Genomic DNA, 18,272 nt, shown 5'->3' on the forward strand with positions numbered 1-18,272 from the left:
CGGTACCCCAGGTGGTGCCGGCCCCGGCCGCGGCGCGTCCGCACCGGTGCCCTCAGGCCCCGTCGGCGGCCCCGCGCCCGCGACGGCGTACCAGCATGACCGCGAGTACGACGAGAGCGGCCACCTCGACGACCGCGCCGGGCCAGCGGGTGACGATGGCCAGGTTCAGGCTGCTGGATCCGACCACGAAGCTGAGCACCGCCAGCACCACCGCGGTAGACCGCCGGATCGGCCCGGTCGCCGCGGCGGCGAGTACCGCGGCCGGGGCGGCCGCGTACCAGGGGTAGACCACCGGCGCCAGCGCGACGGTCGCGGCGAGCGCCAGCCCGGCCGCGGTGACCACGGCCCGGGTGGCGCTGTCCGCGGTGCCCCCGGCCGGAGTACCGCCTGCCGGAGTACCACCCGCCGCGGTGACCGTGGTGCGGGTGGCCCGCCACCAGAGGACCACCAGCACGACCGGCAACAGCGCGTACAGGGCGACGCCCCGCACCGCCTCGATGGTGGTCGGGATCGCGCCCGACACCCCGGCCAGCGACAGCGGCGCGGCGGCCACGGCGCCCAGGACCGCACCGACCGCACTGGGTGGCGACATCCACGACACCGGCTGGCGCGACGTCGGCAGGGCGGCCGCCCAGCCCAGATCGAGCCCGGCGGCCAGCGTCAGCACGGTGAACCCGGCCCCGGCGGCGACGAGCACGGCGACCACGCACAGCCAGCGCGACCGGTCCGTCCCGACCCCGCCCGGCCACCGGCCCGCCATGTCGGGGCGCTGCCACCGGGCCGCCCCGGCCCCGCCCGCCATCCTGGAGCGCAGCCACCGGCATCCGGCACCGAACGCCAGAACGGCGACGAAGGGCAGCACGACGACCGCCGTCGCCTTCACCGCGACGGCCACCCCGACCACGGCCGCACCGGCGACCGGACTGCCGCGGGCGGCGAGCGCCAGGGCCGCGACGACCAGGCCGGCCAGGAGCGCATCGTGGTGTACCCCACCGACCAGGTGCACCAGTACCACGGGGTTGGCCAGCCCGAGCCAGAGCGCCGCGGCCGGGTCGGTGCCGCAGCGGGCGGCCAGTACCGGAAGGCCGGCGGCGAGCAGGACCAACCCGGCCACGGCGGCCAGCCGTAGCACGGCGACCGCGCCGATCAGTGACCCCTTCGCGGCGACCGCGCTGACCAGCACGGCGACCGGCCCGTACGGCGCCGGCTGGGCCCGCCAGATGGGCGGCACGGCCTCGAGCCACCGGCACGGCAGGGCGGCCGGCCCGACCCGGTACGGGTCGGCCCCGGCGAGGTAGGCCTGGCCCTGGCAGGCATACGAGTACGCGTCGTGGCTGGCCAGCGGGGCTGCGAGCAGCAGTGGCGCCGCCCACAGCGCCACCGTGGCGAGCACCGTCGCCACACCGACGCGACCGTCCCGTACCCGCTGGCCCAGCCGCCACCAGGCGGCGACCAGCACCGCCACGGCGACCGGCCACAGTCCGAGGCCCACCCGGTGCCAGACCGGCCCGGTGAGCAGCGGCGCCCACGACGCCAGCTGGTGTGGCCGTTGCCAGGGCAGCGCGCCGACGGTCCAGGACAGCGACGCCATCAGCGTGGTGGCCGCCAGCCCCGCGTACCGGGGCAGGCCGACACCGGCACCACGGCCCCGAACCGGGGACGCGCGCGGTTCCGGGGCGGTCCGCTCGGCGGCGGGTCGGGACGCAGGCATCCGGCTCAGGGTAGGTCCCGGCCGGCGCCGAAGGTCGGCCGGGGCGTACCGGCCGCTCAGCCCCGCGGATCTGCCGGGGCGTACCGGCCGGTCTCGTGCGACCAGTCGACGTTGGCCCGGATCCAGTGCGCCAGGCCGGTGGCCGCCCGGCGTACCGCCGGCCGGTCCGGCAGCACGTCGCGGGCCGCGAGGAACGCCCGTACCTCCCGGTCGTGGCGGTCGGTGACCTCGCGGACGGCGTCGGCCAGCGACCGGTCCCGCTCGTGCCGCACGACCAGGACCAGGTTGTGCGGGTCCCCACCGGCCGCCTCCTTCGGCCAGGAGACCAGGTCGTTGAACCAGGCGACCGCGTTGTCGGCGTGCCGCCGCAGCGGCGCGAGGGCGGCCCGGTCGTCCGGTGTGGCGGACCGGTCGCCGGCTCCGCCGGAGCCGGCGGAGGTCCCCCTCTCCCCCGGGCCGGTGGAAGCCTCCCGTCCATCGGTGAAGGCCTCGACGAGGTCGAAGAACATCGCCGTCGCGGCGGTGTGCCGGCGCATCCGCACGTACTCGGCGACCGACGGGACCCGGCCCTGGCTGCGGTTGTCGGCCTCCCATGCGTTGCCGGCCAGGTACTGCCCGACGTGGGAGACGAAGCGCTCCCGCCAGGCCGGCCCGGTACGGGCCAGGGTGCGCCCCCACACGTCCGCCAGCGCGGTGGCCAGCGGGCCTTCCAGCCCGTGCGCGGCATGGTCGCCGGCCAGGTACCCGACGAGCCGTTCGGCCAGGTTCCGCTGCCGGTCCGGGGACCGGCCCAGGACGGTCTCCAGCTGGTCGTCGAGCGCAAAGGTGAACGTCAGCCAGGACACGGCCAGGCGCAGGTCGGCGTAGTCGGCGTCGGGGTAGGCGCGGGCCATCAGATACGCGAAGCGGGCCCGGCTGAATGCCGCCCGCGCGGGGACGGTCGGCAGGAAACCGTGGCGGGTGGCCCAGCCGTCGGCGTACCGCTGGAGCCGGAGCGCGTGCGGTGAGATGCGCGGCGGGAACGGGCACAGGACGGCCGGTGCGGGTACGGCCGGAGCACCGGCCGGCGGCGCGTCGCCGGCCAGCGGCGCACCACCGGCCGGCGACGGCACTCGACTACCCGGTACGTGACCACTCGGCGCCATCCGGTCCTCTCCGCTCCCCGCGTCGAGTCCCCAACGTAGTGATCTGACTACCGGCCGGTCAATCGCCAGTTATCAATGATGAATCTCGGCGCTCAGTCCGTCACGCGGTCGCGGTCCTCGTCGCGCGGTGCCGGGACGGGCTCGGCGGTGGCCGCCGCCCCGACGAGCGCCCGGCGGGCGACGTGCCGGGACTTCAGCAGGCTGGCGACCGTGGTGACCGCGAGCATGCCGATGATGACCGCGAGCGAGAGCTCGATCGAGACCTCCGGTGCCCAACTGATCGGGTTACCCCCGTTGATGAACGGGACGTTGTTGTTGTGCAGCGCCTCGAGGAACAGCTTCACCCCGATGAAGCCCAGGACCAGCGACAGGCCGACCGACAGGTACACCAGCCGGTTGAGCAGGCCGCCCAGCAGGAAGTACAGCTGCCGCAGCCCCATCAGCGCGAACACGTTCGCGGTGAACACCAGGTACGGCTCCTGGGTCAGGCCGAAGATCGCCGGAATCGAGTCGAGGGCGAAGATCAGGTCCGTCGTACCGATGGCGATCATCACGAGCAGGATCGGGGTGAGCAACCGGCGACCGCCGACAACCATGGTCAGTCGCGCGTCGTTGTACCGGTCCACCATGGGCAGTACCCGACGGCTCCACCGGATGATCGGGTTCTCCTTGAACTCGTCCTCGTCGGACTCCCCGCCGGTGGCGAGTTTGGTGGCGGTGTATACCAGGAATGCGCCGAACAGGTAGAACACCCACTCGAAGCGGCTGATCGCAGCGGCACCGACAGCGATGAACGCGCCGCGCATCACCAGCGCCAACACGATGCCGACGAGCAGCACCTTCTGCTGGGCGGCGCGTGGCACGGCGAAGCGGGCCATGATGATCACAAAGACGAACAGATTGTCGACCGACAGGCTGTACTCGGTGACCCAGCCGGCGAAGAACTGCCCCGCGAAGTCAGGCCCCTGCATCGCCCACAGGCCCAGACCGAACGCGACCGCCAGGCCCACGTAGAAGACGATCCACAACGCGCACTCACGGAGGGTGGGCTCGTGCGGGCGCCGCCCGACGATCAACAGGTCGAAAAGGAGCAGAGCACCGAGCCCGACGAGGGTGATCGTCCAGACGGAGCCAGCGATGTTCATGTGGATGTCCTCCGGTAGACACAGCGCACCGGGCACGCCGGCAGGGGAACCAGCGCGCGCCGATATGCGATTAGTGACTCCGGAGGTCTCTCCCGCCGCCGAGGGGTCGGCGACCGGCGACGCCGGGCGACCGGCGGCCCGTAGGCCGAGGTAGCCGTGTTGACGACGTCACCGCGAGGGAATACTCCCCTCCTTGTGGGGCCATTCTCCCCCATGAACCATGGTCATCGCGAGCGACCCCCGAAGATCAGATCAACGGAGCCCGCTGCCGCCCCGGCCGGCGGCGCGACCCACGCCGGGCGTTCCGGCACCGAGCCGATCGGCCACCGTCTCCCGCCCGCCCCACCGACCCCGATCGGCCACGCTCTCCCGCCCGCCCCACCGACCCCGATCGGCCGCCGTCCCCCGTCGGCCCCGCCGGAGGCTGGCAGCGCGGGGCATGGCAGGCTTGCCGCCATGGTGACCGAGATCGCGCTCATCGATGTGCAGGAAGGCCGCGAAGACGAGTTCGCCGCGGCGTACGCGAAGGCCAAAGAACTGCTGGTGACCACGCCCGGCTGCCGTTCGGTGCGGATGACCCGCGGCATCGAGACGCCGACCCGCTTCGTGCTCCTCGTCGAGTGGGACTCGGTCGACGCCCACATCGAGAACTTCCGCGCCACCGATCGCTTCACCCGGTGGCGCGGTCTGATCGGGCCGTACTTCGACGGCGCTCCCCGGGTGGAGCACTTCACCGACCTGCCGGCCTGATCACCGCGGCTCCATCGCCCCCGGATAGGTGGCCAGGACCGTCGCCATCTCCGGTGTGACCCGGACCTGGGTGGCGAGCAGCCGCGGGTGGCGCAGCCAGTGCAGGCGCGCCGCGTCCGGGGCGCCGTCGTAGCGGGGCGGCCACCCGTCGGCCGGCGCGAAGTCGTCGATGACGAGGACCCCGCCCGGTCGTAGCCACCGCTCGGGCTCCAGCGGGGGCTCCTCGCCCTTGCCCTGACCCCCACCGTCCAGTACCAACAGATCGAACGGGCCGTACCGGGCCAGGTCGGCCCAGTCGCCGGTGACCACGTCGACGCGGGGCTGGCCGGCGAAGACCTCCCGGGCGCCGCCCGCCAACTCCGGGTCACGCTCGACACTGACCAGTCTGGCCTCGGGGTGGGCACCGCTGGTCAACCACGCCAGCCCGACCCCGGAGCCGGTGCCGGTCTCTCCGATGACGCCGGCACCCACCCCTGCGGCGAGCAGGCGCAGCAGCTCACCCTGGGCGGGCACGCACGACAGGCTGAAGCCACTGTCGCGGGCGGCCCGCACCGCTTCGGCGACCAGGGGCGGCAGGTCGGACCGGCCGTCGTACGCGGCCGTCCCACCCAGCGTCATGACAGCGTTCCGCACATCCGGGTCATGCCCGCCAGTATCGTCGGTCAGCGCACGCCCGCGACGTCCATGCCGCGCAGTTCCTTCTTCAGCTCGCCGATCTCGTCGCGGATCCGGGCGGCCAACTCGAACTGCAGCTCCCGGGCGGCGTTCAGCATCTGATCGTTGAGGTCCTGGATGAGCTGGGCCAGGTCGGCGCGGGCCATGCCCTCGCGGGACGGGGTCGCGGCCTTGCGGCGCGACCGGGTCTCCGGCACCGGCGCCTTGCCCCGGCTCATCTGCCGGCCCGCTCCGCCGACCAGCTCCTCGGCGTCGTCGGCCTCACGGTAGATGTCGTCGAGGATGTCGTGGATCTTCTTGCGCAGCGGCTGCGGGTCGATGCCGTTGGCCTCGTTGTAGGCGACCTGCTTCGCGCGCCGCCGGTTGGTCTCCTCGATCGCGTGCGCCATCGACGGGGTCACCTTGTCGGCGTACATGATCACCTGGCCGGACACGTTACGCGCGGCGCGGCCGATGGTCTGCACGAGGCTCGTGCCGGAGCGCAGGAAGCCCTCCTTGTCGGCGTCGAGGATCGCCACCAGGCTCACCTCGGGCAGGTCCAGGCCCTCCCGCAGCAGGTTGATACCGACCAGGACGTCGTAGTCACCGCGGCGCAACTCCTTGAGCAACTCGACGCGGCGCAGCGTGTCGACCTCCGAGTGCAGGTACCGCACCCGGATGCCGTGTTCGAGCAGGTAGTCGGTGAGGTCCTCGGCCATCTTCTTGGTCAGCGTGGTGACCAGGACCCGCTCGTCGCGCTCGGTGCGCACGGCGATCTCGTGCATGAGGTCGTCGATCTGGCCCTTCGTGGGCTTCACGATCACCTCGGGGTCGACCAGACCGGTCGGCCGGATCACCTGCTCGACGTACTCGCCCTGGGTCTTGTCCAGCTCGTACGAGCCCGGGGTCGCCGACAGGTAGACCACCTGGCCCACCCGGTCGGTGAACTCGTCGAAGCGAAGCGGGCGGTTGTCCATCGCGCTGGGCAGCCGGAACCCGTGCTCGACCAGGGTCCGCTTGCGGGAGGCGTCGCCCTCGTACATGCCGCCGATCTGGGGCACGGTGTTGTGCGACTCGTCGATGACGGTGAGGAAGTCGTCGGGGAAGTAGTCGAGCAGACAGTGCGGCGCGCTGCCGGGCGCTCGGCCGTCGATGTGCCGCGAGTAGTTCTCGATCCCGGAGCAGAACCCGACCTGGCGCATCATCTCGATGTCGTACGTGGTGCGCATGCGCAGCCGCTGGGCCTCCAGCAGCTTGCCCTGGCGCTCCAACTCCTCCAGCCGCTCGGCCAGTTCCGACTCGATGTCGCGGATCGCCCGCTCCATGCGCTCCGGACCGGCCGCGTAGTGGGTGGCCGGGAAGATCAGCAGCTCGTCGGTCTCCCGCAGCTTGTCGCCGGTGAGCGGATGCAGGTAGGAGAGCTGCTCGATCTCGTCACCGAAGAACTCGATGCGGATCGCCAGCTCCTCGTACGCCGGAATGATCTCCAGCGTGTCGCCCCGGACCCGGAACGTACCGCGGTTGAAGGCGATGTCGTTGCGGGCGTACTGCACGTCGACAAGGCGCCGCAGCAGCTGGTCGCGCTCGATCTCCTGGCCGACGCGCACCTTCACCGCCCGCTCCAGGTACTCCTGCGGGGTGCCCAGGCCGTAGATCGCGGACACGGTGGCGACCACGACGACGTCACGCCGGGTCAACAGGCTCATCGTCGCGGAGTGGCGCAGCCGCTCGACCTCCTCGTTGATCGAGGAGTCCTTCTCGATGTAGGTGTCGGTCTGCGGGATGTACGCCTCGGGCTGGTAGTAGTCGTAGTAGCTGACGAAGTACTCCACCGCGTTGTGCGGCATCAGCTCCCGGAACTCCTTGGCCAACTGGGCGCAGAGCGTCTTGTTCGGGGCGAGGATCAGCGTCGGCCGCTGCAGCCGCTCGATCAGCCAGGCCGTCGTCGCACTCTTGCCGGTGCCGGTGGCACCCAGCAGCACCACGTGACGGTCGCCCCGGCGCACCCACTTCTCCAGCCCGTCGATCGCCGCGGGTTGGTCGCCGGAGGGCTGGTACTCACTCACGACCTCGAAGGGCCTGTCGAGGCGGGGAATGTCGACCGTCATGGGGTCAACGGTATCCCGCGGGTATGACAAGACCCCGCGAGCGCACGCCCCCCGATCGCCACGGCACACCACGGCCGTGAGCGCTCATCCCGGCCGTGAGCCCACACCCCGGCGCGAACCACCCGGTCGGTTTCGACAATGCGATTGTGTGCTGGAGATCACCGGGTTACCGTCGATGGGTAGGCCGCTCGCGGCGGCCGATCGGGATGTCGGCGAACCTCCATACCGGTTCGTCCCCCGACGCACGGTCTGCAGCCCCGGCCCGGCCGGTGAGCGCACCGCTGCGGTCGCGCGTGATGCGCTGACCGGCCGCCGCGAGCGCCGCAAGCCCGTCACCCACCCGAGGCCACCACCACGAACGCCAACCACCACGAACGCCAACCACCGCGCTCGAGGCCACCACCGCGCTCGAGGCCACCACCAATCGCGGCCTCCCCCAGCGGCGGGACCGGCCCTCACAACCAGCCGTGGTCGCGGGCAATCCGCGTGGCCTCCACCCGGTTACGGGCACCGGTCTTGCCGATCGCGCTCGACAGGTAGTTGCGCACCGTACCCTCCGACAGCACCAGTTGGGCGGCGATCCCCGCGACGGTCGCGCCGTCGGCACCGGCGCACAGCACCTCCCGTTCCCGCTCGGTCAGCGGCGACGGGCCGCTCGACAGGGACGCGACGGCCAGGTCGGGGTCGACCACGGTACGGCCTCCGTGCACGTCCCGTACCGCGGTCGCCAGCCGGTCGACGGGGGCGTCCTTGACCACGAAGCCCCGGGCACCCGCGTCCATCGCCCGTCGCAGGTATCCGGGCCGGCCGAACGTGGTCAGGATCAGTACCCGTACGCCGGGCACCCGCCGGCAGATCTCGGCGGTGGCGTCGATGCCGTCGAGGCGGGGCATCTCGATGTCGAGCAGTGCCACGTCGGGCCGGTGCGCGACGACGGCCGCCACCGCCTCCGCCCCGTCGCCGACCTCGGCCACGACCTCGAAGTCCGGCTCCAGGGCGAGCAGCGCGGCGAGCGCGCCGCGGATGAGGTGCTGGTCGTCGGCGAGCACGATCCGGATCATGCGGCACCTCCCGTCGGGATCGTCGCGCGTACCGTGAACCAGCCGTTCACCGCGCCGGTGGACAGGCTGCCACCCGCCGCGGTGACCCGCTCGGCCAGGCCCGACAGCCCGTTGCCCGCCGTCACCGGCCGGTCCTCGGCCGCCGCCACCCCGTCGTCACCGACCTCGACCACGACGGCACCCGCGTCCCGGCCGACCGAGATGCGGCACCGGGCCGCCGGGCGTGCCGGACCACGTTGGTCGTTGCCTCCCGGACCACCCACGACACCACGTCCTCGACCGGGTGCGGCAGCCCCACCGGTACCCCGCTCATGGTCGCCCGCACACCGGCGGCACCGAGCAGCGCGGCGGCCGTACGCACCTCGCCGGCCAGCGACACGTCCCGGTACCCGGACACGGTGGCCCGCACCTCGTCGAGCGCCTCCCGGGCGACCTTGCCCACCTCGATCATCTCCGCCTCCGCCCGGTCCGGGTGCTCAGGCAGCAGCCGGGCGGCCAGCTCGGACTTCAGCGCCACCGCCGCCAGCCGCTGGCCGAGCACGTCGTGCAGGTCGCGGGAGATCCGCAGCCGTTCCTCGGTGACCGCGAGCCGGGCCAGCTCGGCACGGGCCTCCCCGAGCTGGATGGAGTAGTCGATCTGCCGGTAGAACGCCGCCTGCAGGGAGCCGATCGTGACGACCGAGACCGCCATGGTGGCCACCCCCTCGGCGTCGGCCCCGACCGCCAGGCCGGTGACCAGATAGGCCAGCGCGACCCCGCCCAGGCTGAGCCACCACCGCCGCTGCGCCAGGCTGACCAGCAGCATCGAGACACCGTAGAACGCCATGGCGGTCAGCCAGTCGAAGCCGATCACGGCGGCCAGCCCGGCGCCGACGACGAACGCGGCGACCAGCGCGTACGGGGTGCGGTTGCGGTGGCGGGCCGGCACCGCCTGCCACATCACCCGGACGTAGCAGGCGGCGAACCCGACCAGACCGACGACACCGAGGACGACCGTGCCGACCGGGCGGTGGCCCGTCAGCAGCGACATCATCGGGTACCCCAGGTACGCCAGGAACGAGATGGTGTACAGCCGCACCCGCAGCCACTGCCTGGGCCCCCAGCGATGCGCCGTGACGGTGTCGACCGCGACCATGCCGGTCAGGATGCCCGACGGAAACGCCAGCCCGCCAGCACCGCGAACAGCACCGTCCAGCCGCCCAGGATCGCCAGACCGGTACCGGACACGTGGGTCGCGCCGAGCACGGACCATCCCAGCTCACCGGCCCGGTACGTCGGCGTGACCTCGGCGATCCGGGCCAGCCAGTGCGGGAAGGCCTTCACCGGCATCCACAGTCCGCCCACGATCGACAGGCCGAACAGCAGCACCATCGACACACCCTGGGCCGCCTCGTCGCGGAAGGTGTAACCGACCACGATGCCGAGGGCGACGAACGGCAGCGACGCCGCCCACACCGCCACCAGCAGGCCGATCCAGGTGGTCACCGACAGCGAAACGTGGTTGACGACGCGGCCGAGCAGCATGACGGCGAGCACGGCCGGCACCGTCAGCATCGACGCGGCGAGGACCTTGATCGCCAGGTACGTCGCCGGCCGCATCGGGCTCAGCGCGAGCTGGCGGGTCCAGCCCCGGGTGCGCTCCAGCGCGATCCGGGCGCCGAAGCCGGGCAGCGCCGCCACGATCGCCCCGTACAGCGCCATCGAGACCATCGCGTACGCGGAGTCCGATCGGCTGGTGTGGTCGAAGACGGTCGTGAACAGCAGGTAGAAGGCGGCCGGGAAACCGACGGTGTAGCCGAGGAAGACCCGGCTGCGCAGCGTCCGCAGCACTTCCATGCGCAAGTAGGCAAGCATCAGGCAACCGCCTCGTCGGTCAGGGCGAGCACCGCGTCGGCCAGCGGCGCCGCCGCCACCTCGATGTCGCGGGCGCCGGGGTATGCGGTCAGCAGGGTACGCAGCGTCGTGTCCGAGTCCGTGGAGCGCAGCGTGACGGCCGCACCGTGCACGTCCACGCTCGTCACGCCCGGCAGGGCGGCGAGCCCGGCGCGGTCGGCGTCGGGCAGCGTCGCGCGGATCAGCCGGGCCGCGGCGACGGCACGGATCTCGGTGGTCGGCCCGTCGGCCACCACCCGGCCCGCCGCGATCAGGACGATGCGGTCGGCGACCTCGTCGGCCTCCTCCAGGTAGTGGGTGGAGAACAGGACGGTACGGCCGGCCGCCGCGTACCCGCGCACGGCTGTCCAGAACGCCCGCCGGGCGGCGGTGTCCAGGCCGGCCGTCGGTTCGTCGAGTACCAGCAGGTCGGGGGTTCCGACGAGGGCGAGCGCGAACCGTACCCGCTGGGCCTGACCGCCGGAGAGGCGGTCCACCCGACGGTCGAGGAGGTCGCCGACGCCCGCGGCCTCGACCACCTCGTCGAACACCGCCGGCTGCGGTTGGAGCGCACGCATCGCGGAGAGCAGTTCCTTGACCGTGACACCGGTCAGTAACGCACCGTCCTGCAGAACGGCACCGACGCGACCCGCGGCGATCGCGGCGCGTGGGTTGAGCCCGAACAGCGCGACCTGTCCGCGGTCGGGGGTCGACAGTCCGAGCAGGGCGCTGAGCGTGGTGGTCTTACCGGCCCCGTTCGGGCCGAGCAGGGCGACCACTTCGCCCCGCCGCACGCTCAGGTCCACGCCGTCCACCGCCCGGACGGCACCGTAGTACCGGCGCAGGGACCGGATCTCGATGGCGAATGGGGTTTCGGTCATGGCCGATACGATTCCGGCTGCGGCCGTCACGCCGTAGTGCCACCGATCGTGACCTCCGCATGACAACTGTCATGTCGCGGCCGTCGGGTGCCACGGCACCGCCGTACGGGCGGTCAGGTGATCGCGAGGCGCTCCCGCCACACCTTGTCGACCTGGGCCCGCAGATCGTCGAGCGTGCCGTCGTTGACGATGATCACATCCGCGACCGCTCGGCGCTGGTCGTCGTCGGCCTGGGCGCGGATGCGGGCCGTCGCCTCCTCCCGGGTCATCCCCCGGTCGGCCGTCAGCCGGGCGACCCGGGTCTGCTCGTCGGCGAGGACGACGAGGACGACCTCGTACGCCGCCGCCAGCCCGGCCTCGACGAGCAGCGGGACGTCGTTGACCACGACCGCGTCCGGCGGCGCCGCGGCGATCAGCTCCGCGGTCCGCGCGCGTACCCGTGGATGGATGATCCCTTCCAGCCGGCGGCGCGCCTCGTCATCGTCGAACACCCGGCTCGCGACGGCCGCGCGGTCCATCTCGCCGTCCACGGTCAGAACCTCCGGCCCGAAGGCGGCCACGACCTCGGCCAGCCCGGAAGAGCCCGCGGCCACCGCCTCCCGGGCGAGCCGGTCGGCGTCGATGACGACCGCGCCCAGCTCGGCCAGCCGGCTGGCGACCGCGCTCTTGCCCGCGCCGATCCCGCCGGTCAATCCCACCATCAGCACGCGACCGAGCGTACGGGATGGTCTTCCGGAGGTACGGGGGCACGGCGCCGTTCGCGCACCCGGCGGTCGCCGGAACGCGAAGCGGCCCCGGACCGGGTGGAATCCGGTCCGGGGCCGCCGACGTGACTGTCAGCCGCGGTCAGCGACTGATGGTCAGCTCTTGCCCCCGGCGAGCTTCTCGCGCAGAGCCGCGAGCGCCTCGTCGGTCGCGAGGGTGCCGCTGGGCTCCTCGGTGGTCCGAGCGGGCGTCGGGGTCGACGAGGAGGCCGGGCCGGCGGGAGCCGCCTCCGCAGACGCCTCGGCCGCGCGGGCCGTCTGCACCTGCTTGGTGTGCGCCTCCCAGCGAGCGCGGGCCTCGGCGTACTGCCGCTCCCACTCCTCGCGCTGCTGATCGAAGCCCTCGAGCCACTCGCCCGTCTCCGGGTCGAAGCCCTCGGGGTAGATGTAGTTGCCCTGCTGGTCGTAGGTGGCGGCCATGCCGTACAGGGTCGGGTCGAAGTGCTCCTCACCCTCGACGAAACCCTCGTTGGCCTGCTTCAGCGACAGCGAGATCCGCCGACGCTCGAGGTCGATGTCGATGACCTTGACCATGACCTCGGAGCCGACCTGCACGACCTGCTCCGGGATCTCCACGTGACGCTCGGCCAGCTCGGAGATGTGCACCAGGCCCTCGATGCCGTCGTCGACGCGCACGAACGCACCGAACGGCACGAGCTTGGTGACCTTACCCGGGACGATCTGCTGGATCGCGTGGGTGCGGGCGAACTGCCGCCACGGGTCCTCCTGGGTCGCCTTCAGCGACAGCGAGACCCGCTCGCGGTCCAGGTCGACGTCCAGGACCTCGACCTCGACCTCCTGGCCGACCTCGACGACCTCGGACGGGTGGTCGATGTGCTTCCAGGACAGCTCGGACACGTGGACCAGGCCGTCGACGCCGCCGAGGTCCACGAACGCGCCGAAGTTGACGATCGAGGAGACGACGCCCTTGCGGACCTGCCCCTTCTGCAGCTTGTGCAGGAACTCGGTGCGCACCTCGGACTGGGTCTGCTCGAGGTAGGCCCGACGGGACAGGACCACGTTGTTGCGGTTCTTGTCCAGCTCAATGATCTTGGCCTCGAGCTCGCGCCCCACATACGGCTGCAGGTCGCGGACCCGCCGCATCTCGACGAGGGAGGCGGGCAGGAAGCCGCGCAGCCCGATGTCGAGGATGAGGCCGCCCTTGACCACCTCGATGACGGAGCCGCGGACGACGCCGTCCTCTTCCTTGATCTTCTCGATCGTGCCCCACGCGCGCTCGTACTGCGCCCGCTTCTTCGAGAGGATCAGGCGGCCCTCCTTGTCCTCCTTCTGAAGGACAAGGGCCTCGATGTGGTCACCGACCGAGACAACTTCAGCGGGGTCGACGTCGTGCTTGATCGACAACTCACGCGAGGGGATGACGCCCTCGGTCTTGTAGCCGATGTCGAGCAGGACTTCGTCCCGGTCGACCTTGACGACGGTGCCCTCGACAATGTCGCCGTCGTTGAAGTACTTGATGGTCTCGTCGATCGCGGCGAGGAAAGCCTCCTCGGTGCCGAGGTCGTCGACGGTGACCTTGGTGCCGCTGGTGGCGTTGATCGCGGCGGGTGCGCTCGAGGTGGCCTCGATGCTGCTCGTCATGTGGGTTGTTGCTCCGGTCGGATGGGTGTCAGGCGGTGACCTGCGGTGCGCTCGAGGACCCGTCGCGGGACACACCCCGCCGTCCATGTGGAGGCGGGCTGTGTTGACGACCAGCGGGCCTGCTCCCTGCCGAGACACGCGGCCCACGAGTGCATCGAACAGCCTACCGTGCGCAATACCACACGGTCCAACGGTCCCCCGCACCCGTCACCAAAAACTGCTTGATTCTTTTGCGGGGCTCGCGGGCACGTACCGTGTCGCTCGTGGGTGAACCGGGTGTGACCCGGCGGCCAGTGACCGCCGGGGAGAATCGTAGGGCAAGTCGTGGCTGGTGGGACGCTGATGCGGACGCATACCAGACCGAACATGGTGAATTTCTGGGCGATGTCGACTTCGTCTGGTGCCCCGAGGGACTGCGCGAGGCGGACGCCCACCTTCTGGGCGACGTCGCCGGCCGGCGGGTGCTGGAGATCGGCTGCGGCGCGGCGGCGTGCGCCCGGTGGTTGGCCACCCGGGGCGCCCGGGTGGTGGCCGCCGACCTGTCCGCCGGCATGCTGCGGCACGCCCGCGAGGCGGCGGACCGGTCCGGCGTACGGGTACCGCTCGTGCAGTGCGACGCACTCGCCCTGCCCTTCGATTCTGAGTCTTTTGATACGGTGTGCACCGCTTTTGGAGCGGTACCGTTCGTCGACGATTCGGCACGGCTCATGCGCGAGGTGTACCGGGTGCTCCGCGCCGGCGGGCGCTGGGTGTTCTCGGTCACCCACCCGATGCGCTGGATCTTCCTCGACGATCCGGGCGAGGGCGGCCTGGTCGCCGTGCACTCGTACTTCAACCGCACCCCGTACGTGGAGTACGACGAGTCCGACACGGCCACCTATGTCGAACATCACCGGACCCTGGGCGATCGGATCCGGGAACTGGTCGCCGCCGGGTTCACGCTGACCGACCTGGTCGAGCCGGAGTGGCCCGACGGCCACGAGCAGATCTGGGGCCAGTGGAGCCCGCTGCGCGGCCGGATCTTCCCCGGTACCGCGATCTTCGTGGCCGAGAAGCCGGCCGGCTAGGGCCCCTCCCCCGGGCCGATCCGACGGTAGCCTGAACACCGTGACCGCAGAGCCGATCGCCCCGGGCGCACCGCCGTGGTCCCCGGACCCGGTCCGGCAGCGCCTGGCCGACTTCACCATCGAGGACGTGCTCGCCGTCCCGGACGACGCCCCCCGGGTCGAACTGGTCGACGGAGTGATGCGCGCGGTCCCGTCCCCCACCATTGCCCACCAGAGCATCGGTTTTCTCCTGTGTGGCTGGCTGCGCACCAACTGCCCGGACCACCTCACCGCCAACATCGCGCTCGGCGTCGCGACGGGCGCGAACAACACCTGCGAGGCGGACGTCCTGCTGCACCGCGCGGACGTCGGCCTGGACCGGCACTTCCTCATGCCGGAGGACGTGACGATCGTGGTGGAGATCGTCTCGCCGGGGACCCGGCGGCGGGACCGGATGGAGAAGCCGGCCGTGTACGCCGGAGCGGGCATCCCGTACTTCTGGCGGGTGGAGCAGGACCCGGTCCGGGTCTACGCGTACACGCTCAAGAACGGCACCTACGTGGAGCTGGCCGACAGCGCCGAGGAACTCGTCCTCGACGAACCGTTCCCGATCCGGCTGCCGATCCGCCAGATCACCCCGTAGGACGGCGCGCGGCGGCCAGCGGAGGCCGCCGAGCGCCGGCAGGCTTGGCCCGCCCGGCGCTCAGCACGGCTCCCGGTCCTCAGCACGGCTCCCGGTCCTCAGCAGGGCTCAGTGCTCGGCCTCCTGCCAGTCGCGCCCGGCACCGACCGACACCTCCAGCGGCACGTCGAGCGGGTACGCGGCGCCCATCTGGGTGCGGACCAGCTCCACCAACGCCTCCCGCTCACCGGGTGCCACCTCGAACACGAGTTCGTCGTGCACCTGGAGCAGCATCCGCGACCGCAGCCCCGACGTGCGCAACGCGGCGTCGACACGCAGCATCGCGATCTTGATGATGTCGGCGGCCGATCCCTGGATCGGGGCGTTGAGGGCCATCCGCTCGGCCATCTCCCGCCGCTGCCGGTTGTCGCTGTTGAGGTCGGGCAGGTACCGCCGACGGCCGAGCACGGTCTCGGTGTACCCGTCGCGGCGAGCCTGATCGACGACGGCGTGCAGGTAGTCGCGCACCCCACCGAACCGCTCGAAGTACTCGTCCATGAGCACCTGCGCCTCGGCCGGTGTGACGCCGAGCTGCTGGGACAGGCCGTAGGGCGACAGTCCGTACGCCAGGCCGTAGTTCATCGCCTTGATCTTGCGGCGCTGGTCGGGGGTGACCTGGTCGACCGGCACCGCGAACACCGACGACGCGGTGGCGGCGTGGAAGTCGAAGCCCGAGTGGAACGCGTCGATGAGCGCCCGGTCCTTGGACAGGTGCGCCATGATCCGCATCTCGATCTGGCTGTAGTCGGCCGACAACAGGGTCTCGAAGTCGGGCCCGACCACGAAGGCTCGCCGGATCCGCCGCCCCTCCTGGGTGCGGATCGGGATGTTCTGCAGGTTGGGGTCGGTGCTCGACAGCCGGCCGGTCGCCGCGACCGTCTGGTTGAACGTGGTGTGGATCCGCCCGTCGTCGCTGACCGACTTGAGCAGCCCGTCGACGGTCGACTTCAGCTTGGCGAAGTCCCGGTGACGCAGCAGGTGTTCCAGCACCGGGTGCTGGGTCTGCGCGTACAGCCACTGCAGCGAGTCGGCGTCCGTCGTGTACCCGGTCTTGATCTTCTTCGTCTTCGGCAGGCCCAGCTCGTTGAACAGGATCTCCTGCAGCTGCTTGGGCGAACCGAGGTTGAACTCCCGGCCGACCACCTCGTACGCGGCCTGTGCCGCCGCCTTGACCTCGGCGGCGAAGTGCGACTCCAGCTCCGACAGGTAGTGCGTGTCGGCGGCGATGCCGGCCTGCTCCATGCGGGCCAGGATGTCCGACAGCGGCAGCTCGACCTCGGCGAGGAGGCGCTGGTTGTGCTCGCCGCCCCGTCTCGGATCGGCGGCGACCGCGTCGGCCAGGTCGAGGGTGGCGCGCGCCTGCAGCATGAGGGCGCGCTCCGCCTCGTCGTCGTCACCGATACCGTCGAGGGTGAGCTGGCCGTCGTCGGGCTGCTCCACCCGCAGCTCGCGCTGCAGGTAGCGCAGCGCCAGGTCGGTCAGGTCGTAGGAGCGCTGGTCGGGCATGGCGAGGTAGGCCGCCAGCCGGGTGTCGGTGGTGACTCCGCTCAGTTCCCAGCCGCGCGCGGCGGCCGCCAGCATCACAGGCTTGACGTCGTGCAGCACCTTCGGTCGCTCCGGGTCGGCCAGCCACAGCGCCACCGCCGGCTCGTCGTCGGCGTCGAGCGCGATCGGGTCGAACCAGGCGGCCGGGCCGTCGGCGGTCGCCAGGGCCACCCCGGTCAGCTCGCCGGTGCCCCGGCCGAACTTCCCGGTGACCGCGACGCCGATCCGGACGCCGACACCGGCGTGCTCGTCCAGCCAGGCCTTCACCGAACCCGGCGCGAGCACCGTGCCGGCCAGGTCGAAGCCGGCCTCCGCCTCCGGCTCGACCGCCTCCAGGTACTGGTAGAGCCGGTCGCGCAGGATCCGGAACTCCAGCGTGTCGAACAGCCGGTGCACGGCCTCCCGGTCCCACCCGCGCCACTGCAGGTCGTCGGGCGCGACCGGCAGCTCCAGGTCGTCGACGAGCCGGTTGAGCTCATAGTTGCGCAGCACGTCGGCGAGGTGGGCGCGCATGTTCTCGCCGGCCTTGCCCTTGATCTGGTCGACGTGCTCGACGATGCCGTCGAGGTTGCCGTACTGCCCGATCCACTTCGTGGCGGTCTTGGGACCCACCCCCGGCACGCCGATCAGGTTGTCGCTGGTCTCGCCGACGATCGCGGCGAGGTCGCGGTAGCACTCGGGGCCCACCCCGTACTTCTCGCGCACCTTCTCGGCGGTCATCCGGTCCATCTCGGAGACGCCGCGCTTGAGGTACAGGACGGTGATCGTGTCGTCGACGAGCTGGAACGCGTCCCGGTCCCCGGTGACGACGCCGACCTGCATGCCGGCGTCGCGGCCCCGGCGGGCCAGGGTCGCGATCACGTCGTCCGCCTCGTAGCCGGGCTTCTCCACGTACCGGATGCCCAACACGTCGAGGACCTCGCGGATCAGGCTCACCTGCGCGGTGAAGACATCCGGGGTCTTGGCGCGACCGGCCTTGTAGTCGGCGTACTGCTCGGTGCGGAACGACTGCCGGGAGACGTCGAAGGCGACCGCGATGTGGGTCGGCTTCTCGTCGCGCAACATGTTGATCAGCATCGAGGTGAACCCGAACACCGCGTTGGTCGTCTGACCGGTCTTGGTCGCGAAGTTCTCCACCGGCAGGGCGTAGAACGCCCGGTATGCCAGGGAGTGGCCGTCCAGTAGGAGCAGCCGCGGAGTGGAGTCAGCCGACGTAGGTGTCACGCCCTGCGACTCTAGTCGGCACCCCCGACAGGGTCTGAGATCGGCACGGACTTCCGGCGATCCGATCACGGATCTGGGCCGC

Annotated in this window: 15 protein-coding genes and 1 pseudogene; 3 read left to right on the forward strand and 13 right to left on the reverse strand. The window is 71.6% G+C overall.

Features of this window, described 5'->3' with window-relative positions; all coding sequences use genetic code 11:
* Positions 1-52 precede the first annotated feature (52 nt).
* The 3 genes from mptB to ACNTMW_RS04405 all read right to left on the reverse strand — a co-directional run bounded on the left by mptB (position 53) and on the right by ACNTMW_RS04405 (position 4,001).
* On the reverse strand, positions 53-1,711 hold the full coding sequence (mptB, locus tag ACNTMW_RS04395) for a polyprenol phosphomannose-dependent alpha 1,6 mannosyltransferase MptB (RefSeq protein ID WP_426632036.1): 1,659 nt from the start codon (positions 1,709-1,711) through the stop codon (positions 53-55).
* Between the two features lie 56 nt (positions 1,712-1,767).
* Entirely contained in the window at positions 1,768-2,856 is a 1,089-nt protein-coding gene (locus ACNTMW_RS04400; protein WP_426632037.1) for a terpene synthase family protein, read from the reverse strand.
* A gap of 92 nt (positions 2,857-2,948) precedes the next feature.
* Entirely contained in the window at positions 2,949-4,001 is a 1,053-nt protein-coding gene (locus ACNTMW_RS04405; protein WP_426632038.1) for a TerC family protein, read from the reverse strand.
* 456 nt (positions 4,002-4,457) lie between these two features.
* Between ACNTMW_RS04405 and ACNTMW_RS04410 the strand changes: the two genes are divergently transcribed.
* Positions 4,458-4,751, forward strand: a complete 294-nt coding sequence (locus tag ACNTMW_RS04410; protein WP_426632039.1) for an antibiotic biosynthesis monooxygenase family protein — start codon at positions 4,458-4,460, stop codon at positions 4,749-4,751.
* Here the strand turns inward: ACNTMW_RS04410 and ACNTMW_RS04415 are convergent, their stop codons facing one another.
* The 9 genes and pseudogenes from ACNTMW_RS04415 to rpsA all read right to left on the reverse strand — a co-directional run bounded on the left by ACNTMW_RS04415 (position 4,752) and on the right by rpsA (position 13,693).
* Positions 4,752-5,369: an O-methyltransferase gene (locus ACNTMW_RS04415; RefSeq protein WP_426632040.1), complete on the reverse strand. Its 618-nt coding sequence runs from the start codon at positions 5,367-5,369 to the stop codon at positions 4,752-4,754.
* 44 nt (positions 5,370-5,413) lie between these two features.
* Entirely contained in the window at positions 5,414-7,513 is a 2,100-nt protein-coding gene (uvrB, locus tag ACNTMW_RS04420; protein WP_426632041.1) for an excinuclease ABC subunit UvrB, read from the reverse strand.
* 455 nt (positions 7,514-7,968) lie between these two features.
* Entirely contained in the window at positions 7,969-8,574 is a 606-nt protein-coding gene (locus ACNTMW_RS04425) for a response regulator (RefSeq protein WP_426632042.1), read from the reverse strand.
* On the reverse strand, positions 8,571-8,699 hold the full coding sequence (locus ACNTMW_RS04430; RefSeq protein ID WP_426632043.1) for a hypothetical protein: 129 nt from the start codon (positions 8,697-8,699) through the stop codon (positions 8,571-8,573). The genes ACNTMW_RS04425 and ACNTMW_RS04430 overlap by 4 nt, the downstream gene beginning before the upstream one ends.
* A complete protein-coding gene (locus ACNTMW_RS04435; protein WP_426632044.1) occupies positions 8,696-9,709 on the reverse strand; it encodes a sensor histidine kinase in 1,014 nt (337 codons plus the stop codon). The genes ACNTMW_RS04430 and ACNTMW_RS04435 overlap by 4 nt, the downstream gene beginning before the upstream one ends.
* A gap of 5 nt (positions 9,710-9,714) precedes the next feature.
* Positions 9,715-10,410 (reverse strand): ABC transporter permease, encoded by a 696-nt coding sequence (locus ACNTMW_RS04440; RefSeq protein WP_426632145.1) that lies wholly within the window; start codon positions 10,408-10,410, stop codon positions 9,715-9,717.
* 17 nt (positions 10,411-10,427) lie between these two features.
* Positions 10,428-11,327: an ABC transporter ATP-binding protein gene (locus ACNTMW_RS04445; protein WP_426632045.1), complete on the reverse strand. Its 900-nt coding sequence runs from the start codon at positions 11,325-11,327 to the stop codon at positions 10,428-10,430.
* Positions 11,328-11,452: 125 nt separating this feature from the next.
* Positions 11,453-12,034, reverse strand: a pseudogene (gene coaE / locus ACNTMW_RS04450) (dephospho-CoA kinase); the annotation flags it as partial.
* 153 nt (positions 12,035-12,187) lie between these two features.
* Entirely contained in the window at positions 12,188-13,693 is a 1,506-nt protein-coding gene (gene rpsA, locus ACNTMW_RS04455; protein WP_426632046.1) for a 30S ribosomal protein S1, read from the reverse strand.
* Positions 13,694-13,956: 263 nt separating this feature from the next.
* On the opposite strand from rpsA, the gene ACNTMW_RS04460 reads away from it, so the two are divergent.
* Positions 13,957-14,760 carry a class I SAM-dependent methyltransferase gene (locus tag ACNTMW_RS04460; RefSeq protein WP_426632047.1) on the forward strand — a complete coding sequence of 268 codons (804 nt, stop codon included), beginning with the start codon at positions 13,957-13,959 and terminating at the stop codon, positions 14,758-14,760.
* 40 nt (positions 14,761-14,800) lie between these two features.
* Positions 14,801-15,382 (forward strand): Uma2 family endonuclease, encoded by a 582-nt coding sequence (locus tag ACNTMW_RS04465; protein WP_426632048.1) that lies wholly within the window; start codon positions 14,801-14,803, stop codon positions 15,380-15,382.
* Positions 15,383-15,490: 108 nt separating this feature from the next.
* Here ACNTMW_RS04465 and polA read toward each other — a convergent pair whose 3' ends face one another.
* Positions 15,491-18,190 carry a DNA polymerase I gene (gene polA / locus ACNTMW_RS04470; RefSeq protein WP_426632049.1) on the reverse strand — a complete coding sequence of 900 codons (2,700 nt, stop codon included), beginning with the start codon at positions 18,188-18,190 and terminating at the stop codon, positions 15,491-15,493.
* Positions 18,191-18,272: the final 82 nt, after the last annotated feature.

Origin of the sequence: Planosporangium spinosum, assembly GCF_049999945.1 — a bacterium.
GTDB lineage: Bacteria > Actinomycetota > Actinomycetes > Mycobacteriales > Micromonosporaceae > Planosporangium > Planosporangium spinosum.